6 protein-coding genes are annotated in these 9,625 nt (G+C 43.8%); 3 read left to right on the top strand and 3 right to left on the bottom strand.

Annotation, left to right across the window (positions count from 1 at the left end; genetic code table 11):
- The 3 genes from VIN08_RS12715 to VIN08_RS12705 form a co-directional block, all read right to left on the bottom strand.
- Window positions 1-1,412 (bottom strand): VCBS repeat-containing protein (locus VIN08_RS12715; protein WP_331965451.1); only part of this gene is annotated, 1,412 nt, incomplete at its 3' end.
- An 81-nt stretch (window positions 1,413-1,493) separates the two neighbouring features.
- Window positions 1,494-3,329, bottom strand: a complete 1,836-nt coding sequence (locus VIN08_RS12710) for a RagB/SusD family nutrient uptake outer membrane protein (RefSeq protein WP_331965448.1) — start codon at window positions 3,327-3,329, stop codon at window positions 1,494-1,496.
- 24 nt (window positions 3,330-3,353) lie between these two features.
- Window positions 3,354-6,587 (bottom strand): TonB-dependent receptor, encoded by a 3,234-nt coding sequence (locus tag VIN08_RS12705; protein WP_331965445.1) that lies wholly within the window; start codon window positions 6,585-6,587, stop codon window positions 3,354-3,356.
- Window positions 6,588-7,067: 480 nt separating this feature from the next.
- Between VIN08_RS12705 and cysS the strand changes: the two genes are divergently transcribed.
- From cysS to VIN08_RS12690, 3 genes are all read left to right on the top strand, one after another.
- On the top strand, window positions 7,068-8,573 hold the full coding sequence (gene cysS / locus VIN08_RS12700; RefSeq protein WP_331965442.1) for a cysteine--tRNA ligase: 1,506 nt from the start codon (window positions 7,068-7,070) through the stop codon (window positions 8,571-8,573).
- 50 nt (window positions 8,574-8,623) lie between these two features.
- A complete protein-coding gene (gene yidD, locus VIN08_RS12695) occupies window positions 8,624-8,872 on the top strand; it encodes a membrane protein insertion efficiency factor YidD (RefSeq protein WP_331965439.1) in 249 nt (82 codons plus the stop codon).
- 165 nt (window positions 8,873-9,037) lie between these two features.
- Window positions 9,038-9,622, top strand: a complete 585-nt coding sequence (locus VIN08_RS12690) for a sigma-70 family RNA polymerase sigma factor (RefSeq protein ID WP_331965436.1) — start codon at window positions 9,038-9,040, stop codon at window positions 9,620-9,622.
- Window positions 9,623-9,625 lie beyond the last annotated feature (3 nt).

The following is a 9,625-nucleotide window of genomic DNA, read 5'->3' as shown; positions in this document are numbered from 1 at the left end:
ACAGCGCCATTCGAGAATGACGGAGTATTAAAACCCCAGCTATTGGTAACATCCTCAAATGTAAGATCGCCTTTATTTCGAAAAGCATAGTTGGGTATACGAACCACCGGTATAGAGTCGATGAGCTGCGCAGGCGTTGCTACGTTACCAACATCTGCACGGTAATTTCCAAAATCTTTATCGGTAACATCTTTGGGAAAACCGTTCGTAATGATCAGGTCTTTATTACCATCGTTATCAAAATCTGCAAACAGTGGTGCCCAGCTCCATTCGGTTTGATATACTCCTGCGAGTTGCCCGACTTCACTGAATTTTATACCATGATTCAATCCGTTGTTCAAATGAAGCATGTTGCGCACATACTGATACTCATAACCATACTTCTCGGTGTTGATATAGGTTAAGTATGATTTATTACTGATGGTTGTTTTCTTCCGATCGTTGGTTTCGGGTAACATATCCAGCGTGATCAGATCGGGCAGGCCATCGTTGTTAATATCGGCCGCGTCATTCCCCATGGAAAATTGACTCTGATGCCCTATAAATTCGCTGATCTTATTCTGAAATGTACCATTGCCATTATTGATATAGAGTACATCATTCGAAAGGTAATCGTTGGATACATATATATCTTCCCAGCCATCCAGATTAAAGTCGGCTATGGATAATCCTAATCCAAAACCTTCGATATTTATACCGGCTTCTTTTGTAACATCCGAAAATGTTCCGTTGCCATTGTTCCGGTATAGCTTATCGTTATTCAGTGCAGAGCCGTCTGTAATCTTGGGTCTGTAATTGGTTGGCAAATGATCCATACGCTGGTTGATGAGTACATACAGATCGAGATCTTTATCATGATCGTAATCGAAGAAGGCTGCATTCACACTATACCCGCCATCTTCCACACCATAGTCGGCAGCCTTGTTGGTAAATGTAAGTGCACCATCTTTCCCTACACCGTTATTGATGAACAGCATATTTCTGCGGTCGGCAGAATCGGGTTTCATTGTAGCGCATACATATATATCCATCCAGCCATCGCTGTTCACATCGGCAATAGCAACACCGGAGTTCCACCGGCCCGGTTCATTTACACCGGCTGCTTCGGTTATATCATCAAACGTAAAATTGCCCTTGTTCAGATATAGTTTATTCGGTACAGTGTTACCCGCAAAGAACAAATCCTGTAAACCATCTCTATTAAAATCTGCCACGCCTACGCCTCCACCGTTGTAGATATACTCATGTGTGAGAATGTTAAAGGTATCATTTTCAATAACCACATTATTGAATGTTATTCCAGACTCATCAGCCGGAACGATCCGAAAGAGTGTAGAGGATGGCGTTGAATCTTTACAACCGGCCAGGAGCAATGCAATAAAAAATACAGTGGGTAGGGTAAAAAATTTCATAGCGGCTTATTATAAAAAAAGCAAGGTCAATTTACATTGACCTTGCTGAAATCTGTTAAACAATCAAACTATATTTTAATCCTAATTATAGTTTTTGTTTTGTGTAAGTGCCGATCCTTTTCCTGGCAATTGTTGTAAATCAATTTGAGTTTGAGGAATTGGATAGTACTCGTTCTTATCAGTTGTGAATTTCACACCGTTGTATATACCAAGCTTGGTTCCTTCGTAATCCAGGTAGCTTTGCAGGTTCACGGGATTACCGCCTGCACTGGTAGTTTCACCCCAACGAACCAAGTCGAAGAAGCGGTGACCTTCCATTGCCAGCTCAAGCTTTCTTTCCATGTGTATAGCCTGAAGAGCGAAAGCCTGACCATTGCCAGAGAATGTGCCTGGAGCATATTCATCTATAACATAATTCGCTGCATTATGTGAAGGAACAGCAGTATCTTCATAAGCATCCCAGTTTGATTTTGTGGTTGGAGCATCTGATACCTTAACAAATCCATTTGGATTTGCAGCTCTTGCACGCACCAGATTAACATAAACCTGAGCCTGATCCAGTGAACCAACTTGTGCTTCGCACTCAGCGGCCATCAGAAGTACATCGGCATAACGCATGAACACAAAGTTGATAGAAGTAAGACCTTTCGTCCATGAGCTACCATCGGTAACTGATCCTGCATCGCTGTTGGTATACGCATGCTTCTTCGGTGAGTAAGGACCACCGTTAGATTGCAGACGAACCCATGAAGCACCCGGGTGATTTCCCCAATCCAGGTAAGGCAAGCCTCTGCGGCCTATCGTCCAGTCGATACGTGGATCGAGGTTACCGGCATCCGGAGTGAATGCATCGGTCACTGCTAATCCCTGATCGTTCTTCACTTGATTAGCACCTGTATTGTAAGATGCATCCAGTAAAGGAAGACCATTATCGTCTGTACGGTATGAGTTAGCCAGTTCAATAGAAGGCTGGAAGAATCCGCAGCATCCGCCAGGACCGTTGTTGTAAGGCCAGTTCAGGATATAGAAGAAGTTTGCATTGTTACCACCAGAACCATCGTTGATAGAAGCCTGGTAACCAAATACAGACTCTGCACTATTATCGAAGGAAGGATCAAAGCTGTCGTGGAATCTTGGGTTCAGTGCATACTTTGCACCACCAGGCGTTACACCTGAAGCAATGATATCATCGAAAATATCTTTTGCATCGCCATATTTTTCCTGATACAGATAAGCTTTAGCAAGATATGCTCCTGCTGCCCACTTGTTAACACGACCAGCGGCTAAACCACTTGCAGCAAGATCCGTATAGGCTGCTTCAAAGTCGGCTTCGATCTTTGGCCAGATGTCAACATTGTTTGGAATGTTATAGTTGTTCAACGTATAGTCTACTGTTTCGTCTACATACGGAACCATGTTCCACATTCTCTTCGCTTCGAAGTGATACCATCCGCGAAGGAAACGAGCTTCTGCTATAATGCGCTTGCGATCTTCTGCAGGCAATTCTTCATCTGAAAGCTGGTTTACAATTTTCAGTGTAGAGTTACAACGGTTTACACCATCGTAGCATGCCACCCACTTATCGTTGAAGTAGTTGTTGGTAGCAGTAGCCGTGAATGAATAGATCGGGTTGATATCAGCCTGGTCACCACCATCTGATCCTTTGTGTGCATCACCACCGGCTATACTTCCGAATACCCAGTTGGTATATTCACCGGTCCATGATCCGTTCAGACCTTTCAAGCCTGCATAAGCACCGATAAGGCTTTGTTCTGCACCTTTCTTGCTTAATGCCTGCGCGTTACTGAGAGATCCTTTCTGAGGCTGATCGAGAAAGCTATCACTGCACGAATATATCAGCAGGAATAGCAGTGGTATTGCACCACTCAGTATCTTGAATTTATTACTTGTACGCATATAATGTTATCTTTTTAAAATCGATTAGAGACCAAGGTTTACACCGATAGAATATTGACGGGTAGCAGGGTAGTTACCTACATCTATACCCAGTGTTGTATCCACGCTGGAAGCAACTTCAGGGTCTTGACCTTTATACTTAGTGATTGTAAACAGGTTAACACCTTGCACAAATATTTTGGCTTTTGATATACCTACGCGCTGCAGCACAGCTGCTGGCAGGTTGTAGCTTATTTGCAGGTTCTTCATTCTCAGGTAAGAACCGTTCTCTACGTAGTAAGAGTTAGCCTGTGTATTGGTACTGAAGTTCGATACGTTCTCATATATAGGAGTCGCAGCGTTCTTGTTTTCAGGAGTCCATGAGTCGAGTGTACGGGCACCGATCGCAGCTCCGGAGAATGAAGGATAGAAATCGGTGAACCATCTTGTGAAGTTCACGATATCGTTTCCTGATTTTCCATAGAAGAATGCTTCGAGTGAGAACGCTTTATAGTTTACTGTCAGGTTCAAACCGTAAGTAAATTTAGGGATCGGGCTTCCGATGAAAGTACGGTCGTTTGCATCGATCTTGTTATCACCGTTGATATCAGCATACTTGAAGCGGCCCGGGCCTGCACCATCTTGTGTAGGTGAGTTGGCAACATCGTTAGCATCGCTGAAGTATCCAACCACTTTGTAACCATAGAATGCTGAAAGCGGGTGACCAACCTGGTTGCGCACGAAAGTAAGGTTACGATATGTACCGGTGCTGAAGTATTCCAGACCATCTTTAACCTTCGTGATGTTGTTATGGATAAAGCTGATGTTACCATCAACAATGATGTTCAGGTCGTTGGTAATTTTTTGTCTCTTGATGATCTGCAGGTCTATACCTTTGTTCACCATACTACCCACGTTTACATAAGGAATGTTGGGAGGGTTACCGGCAGTTGCAGGCAGCGGAGGGTTGAACAGGAGGTCTTCTGTTTTCTTGTGCCATACATCCACAATAACATCCAAAGTACCATTGAGGAACAATCCGTCAAAACCTACGTTGGTTGTAATGTTTCTTTCCCATTTACCGGAAGGGTTACCATATTGCTGAGGAATGATACCGCCAGATACAGATCCATTCGATCCGTTGATATCATATCCTGTGCTTGGTGTACTGGTATATAATGTATACTGGTTAGCAGGAGGAATATTCTGGTTACCCATTACACCCCAACCACCACGAAGTTTGAAATCATCAATCCAGGTAAGACCTTGCATGAAGCTTTCTGATGACATGCGCCAGCCGGCAGTTACTGCAGGGAAATAACCGATTCTGTTTTCAGGACCGAATGCAGAAGAACCGTCACGTCTTGCTGTTACACTCAACAGATATTTGTCTTTCAACGCATAGTCTAAGCGTCCGAAGTAAGAAGCCAAACGAGTTGGTGTTGATATAGGATTACTGCTCACAGAGCGGCCAGCAGCCTGGCTGTTACCTATACTGATATAGTTCGGGTCATTCGAGAATGGATTCAAACCTGAACCGCTGATAGCACGACCTATACCTCCCAGCTTGATAGCTTCTACACCTAACAAGGCTTTGAATGAATGATCTGTTCCGATCTTCGTTTCATAACGCAAGGTGTTGGTGAAAGTATAGTCTGCTCTGTAAAATGCAGCTTCACTGATAGAGTATGCACCGTTGTTCTCAGAGTTTTCATACGTACGGAAACCGTACTGCATTGCATAGCCCGACTGATAAGTACCTCCGAAGCTCGTGCGGAAAGTCAGGTTCTTCAACACATCTACTTCGGCATATATATTTCCGAGGAGTGCTAATCTGTTTTGTTGGTTGTAGTCTTTGCTCAGACGGGTAAGACTGGCAACAGGGTTAGCGGGGTTGTTCAAACCAGGAGCAGCAGTACCAGCCCATCCGCCATATTCATCATATACCGGGATGATCGGGTTCATACGATACGCCATGTTCAACTGGTTTTCACTTTGAGGATCACCCAATGTTGGGTTATCGCGGTAAGCTACCTGGAAGTTTTCACCGATACGTACACGATCAACAACGCTGAACTCGGAGTTCAAACGTGCTGTATAACGCTTCAGGTACTGGTTGATGGCTATACCTTGCTGGTTGTAATAACCTAGGCCCAAAAAGAAGTGGCTCTTGTCATTACCACCGGAAAGACCTAATGAGTGACGCGTGATCGGAGCGGTGCGAGTCATAGCACCATACCAGTCGGTACCTGCCTTGTTTGCCTTTACTACCTGTACGATAGGACCTTTATCAAAGTCTACGTTATAATTATCGCGGGCAACTTGTATGCGTGGGTCGCCTTCAAATACACCACCGTTAGCAGCCCAGTTACCATCAGCATCTTTAGCACCAACGTTAATATAGTCTGGCAATACAGGTGTCGCACCCGTTCCGTATTGAGGGTGTTTCACTTCACTGCCGGCATTTTTCAATGCTTCCCAAGTCTTGTCGGCAGTTTGTTGTGGATTCAGAATGTCAATTCCTTTACCAGGATTTGTTACCCCCACACTCATGTCATACGTTACAGCAATTTTGCCATCGCGTTTGCCATGTTTAGTAGTATACACGATAACACCAGACGATGCACGTGAACCGTATATTGAAGCAGCACCGGCATCTTTCAATACCGTAGTTGTTTCAATGTCGTTCGGGTTGATGTCTGATACATCGTAAGTAGGCACACCATCTACTATATATAGCGGTGTGTTGCTGGTAAATGAACCAAAGCCACGGATACGCACCTGGTTAGCAGCACCTGGCTGACCGGAAGTAATTACCTGCACACCGGCTACGCGACCCTGCATAGCTTGTTCTACGTTAGAGATAGGAATGGCTGTAGTGTTACGGGCAGAGAGTGTAGATACCGCAGCAACGATATCCTGCTTGCGTTCACTCACGTAACCTGTAACCACAACTTCCTGCAGCGATTGTACATCAGCACTGAGCGATACATCGAGAGTTGTTTGATTATTAACGGCAACTTCCTGCGTTGCATAACCGATAAAGGAGAATACGAGCGTTGCATTAGGACCTGATACATTCAGGGAGTACTTACCATCCGTGTCGGTAGTGGTACCGTTGGTGGTTCCTTTCTCAAGAATACTGACGCCAGGAACCGGCTCACCAGTTTCGTCTTTGACAGTTCCTGCTACCCGCGTGCTCTGAGCGAGTACAGGTACAGATCCGAGTATCAGCAAGATAACTGCCATGAAACTCAATCGTCTGTAGAGTTTTTTCATAGATTGATTTGGGTTAATTGATTTGGTTACACTTCAATACACAAAACAATATTCCGTATTGTGCATTAGTCGAAAATAAAAGTTTTGTTCATTCAGTATTTAAAAAATGCTAAAAATACTTTCGTAAACGTTTTCACAATCGTTTACGATTTCGATAGTGAAAGCGTTTGTGCACGCGTTTTCTCTGAAAATTGGCTTCGTTCATAGATTAAATTTTGTTGGGAGATAAGAAGATTCTGGGGGATGAAGTCCTCATTTTGTCGAAATCGTTTGCTAAGCTCGCTAATTACCCGTACTGAAGCAAATATTTCAGAAAACGTTTTCGGGAACACGGGATTTGTGCCCGGAAACACGGTATAAACCAAGAAGTTATATCCCTAAAAAAAATTTAACCTTCGCTCCTGTAAAAAGATCATCCCAATACCTTTCAAAATCGTTGGTTATCTTTTTAATAAGTATTTTCGGCCGATTTTTTACGCTATGGCTCTTTACGATAAATATCCAGTACAGCTATCCAACTCCCTCGGAGGAAAAAAAGAACTGTTTAAACCCATTAATGCAGGCCATATAGGCATGTATGTATGCGGCCCTACAGTATATAATGATGTACACCTCGGCAACGTACGCACCTTTCTTACTTTTGATATCGTATCACGATACTTCCGTTACCTCGGCTTTAAAGTGCGCTATGTACGCAACATTACCGATGTAGGCCACCTGGAGAATGATGCCGATGAAGGTGAAGACAAGATTTCTAAAAAAGCGCGTCTGGAACAACTGGAGCCCATGGAAGTAGTGAAACACTATACCGAAGGCTTTCATGAAGTAATGCGCCAGTTTAATATACTCCCTCCCAGTATAGAACCTTCTGCTACAGGACACCTCGTTGAACAAATCGAGATTACCAAGAAGCTGATCGATCAGGGATACGCATATGAAGCCAACGGCTCGGTATATTTTGACGTAACGCGCTATAACGACAAGCATAACTATGGTATACTCTCCGGGCGTGTAGTGGAAGAGTTGATGGAGAGTGGAAGGAAACTCGATAGCCAGGATGAGAAACGAAACAAGATCGACTTTGCTCTCTGGAAGAAAGCATCGCCTTATCACATTATGCAATGGCCATCACCGTGGAGTGTAGGATTTCCCGGATGGCATATTGAATGTACGGTGATGAGTACAAAATACCTGGGAGAAACTTTTGATATACATGGCGGTGGCATGGACCTCAAGTTTCCGCACCATGAATGTGAGATCGCACAGGCAGTTGGTGCTAATGGAAAACAACCCGTTAACTACTGGCTGCACTCCAATATGCTTACCGTGAATGGCCAGAAGATGAGCAAGTCATTGGGTAATTCATTTTTGCCACGCCAGCTTTTTACCGGTGACCACCCGTTGCTGGAAAAAGGATATGGCCCGATGACGGTGCGATTCTTTATGCTGCAATCGCATTATTCCAGCACATTGGATTTCTCTAATGAAGCACTAAATGCTGCGGAGAAAGGATTTAAAAAATTATCCAACGCGTTAGGTATAGTAAAGAAGCTGACCCATCCGGGTGGCGGCACCGATAGTAAAGAATTGGGTGAAGATCTTCAGAACATGATCAACGCTTGCTTTACCAATATGAGTGACGACTTCAATACGGCTAAAACATTGGCAGCATTATTTGAAATGTCGGCACGCATCAATGATTTTAAATCGGGTAACATTTCACTGAAGAGTATATCCGAAGAAACATTTACGGCTTTCAAAAATACCTATATCGGTATTATGGAAGATGTACTTGGCTTGCGTGAAGAAGAAGAGCATAACCACGAACTTCTTGCCGGAGTAGTAAATGTATTGATCGACTTACGAAAGAAGGCCCGGGTTGATAAAAACTATGCCTTGTCTGACAAGATCCGCGATGACCTGAAACAACTCGGTGTACAATTGAAGGATGGTAAAGATGGTGAGATAACTTTCTCTATCGAATAGTTTTATTGGGCACTGGTATATATATAGTATCGGATGCCCAGCAACAAATTATGCTACGCAAGCTCTTTATATTACCCATTCGCTTTTATCAGTATAGCATCTCTCCGCTGCTGGGTTCTAATTGCAGGCATACACCTTCCTGTTCACAATATACCATAGAGGCCATTCAGGAGTGGGGCATCATGAAAGGTATATGGCTTGGTCTGAAACGCATCAGTCGTTGTCATCCGTGGGGCACACATGGCTATGATCCTGTACCACGCAAAAAAACTTCCGGTCATGCTTCTCACAAGCACTGATCTTCCCATACTTCTCCATTACGTCTAACTCTTTCAATGCCTGCATCGTGCGTACATAACACGGTAGTGTTCATCGAATCACCGCGCGAACTTTTTTTGTGAATCCTTTTAGAAATCGATTGAAATTATAAACTTGTCCTAACCAATCATCCATTTGTTATACTTATGGACCTGACAAAAGACCTGAACCTTTGGAGCGAAATACGTTGTGGCAACAAGCATGCACTGGCACAGTTGTATGATCTGCACGTGAAGGCCCTATATAATTATGGCCGCAAGATTTGCCCCAACACAGCGTTGGTCGAAGATGCTATACAAGACGTTTTCATCGATCTGTGGCGATATCAGCAAAAGCTGGCAACACCGGTATCTATCCGCTTTTATCTATATGCTTCACTTCGCAGAAGAATTATAAAAGAGGATCAGCGCAACGCTTCAGCTATACGATTTGATTTTCAGTGGGACGATATCAATCTCATTTCATTATCCGAAGAAGCGCGTGTTATACAACACGAAGAAGTACATGCACAGTCGCAGCTGCTAAAGTATAATCTCAACAATCTTTCTCCGCGACAGTATGAAGCGATCGTACTGCGTTTCTATGACGAACTCAGTTATGCCGAGATTGCAGACCTTATGCAGGTAAATGAACAATCGGTGCGTAACCTGATTCAACGCGGGCTCGAACACCTGCGCCAGTATGCACGACTGGTTATTTCGAGCTTTGTATTTCTGATGTCAGTTTTATAGAGC

The sequence above is a fragment of the Ohtaekwangia sp. genome, from assembly GCF_036568665.1.
In the GTDB taxonomy this organism is placed as follows: domain Bacteria; phylum Bacteroidota; class Bacteroidia; order Cytophagales; family Cyclobacteriaceae; genus Ohtaekwangia.
Note: the sequence above shows the minus strand (reverse complement) of the source record. Positions and strands in the feature narration are given on the sequence as shown.

Bases quoted from the DNA above. Each gene is read 5' to 3' on its own strand.
- VIN08_RS12710 (WP_331965448.1), bottom strand. From the start codon at position 3,329: ATGCGTACAAGTAATAAATTCAAGATACTGAGTGGTGCAATACCACTG.
- VIN08_RS12705 (WP_331965445.1), bottom strand. From the start codon at position 6,587: ATGAAAAAACTCTACAGACGATTGAGTTTCATGGCAGTTATCTTGCTG.
- cysS (WP_331965442.1), top strand. From the start codon at position 7,068: ATGGCTCTTTACGATAAATATCCAGTACAGCTATCCAACTCCCTCGGA.
- yidD (WP_331965439.1), top strand. From the start codon at position 8,624: ATGCTACGCAAGCTCTTTATATTACCCATTCGCTTTTATCAGTATAGC.
- VIN08_RS12690 (WP_331965436.1), top strand. From the start codon at position 9,038: ATGGACCTGACAAAAGACCTGAACCTTTGGAGCGAAATACGTTGTGGC.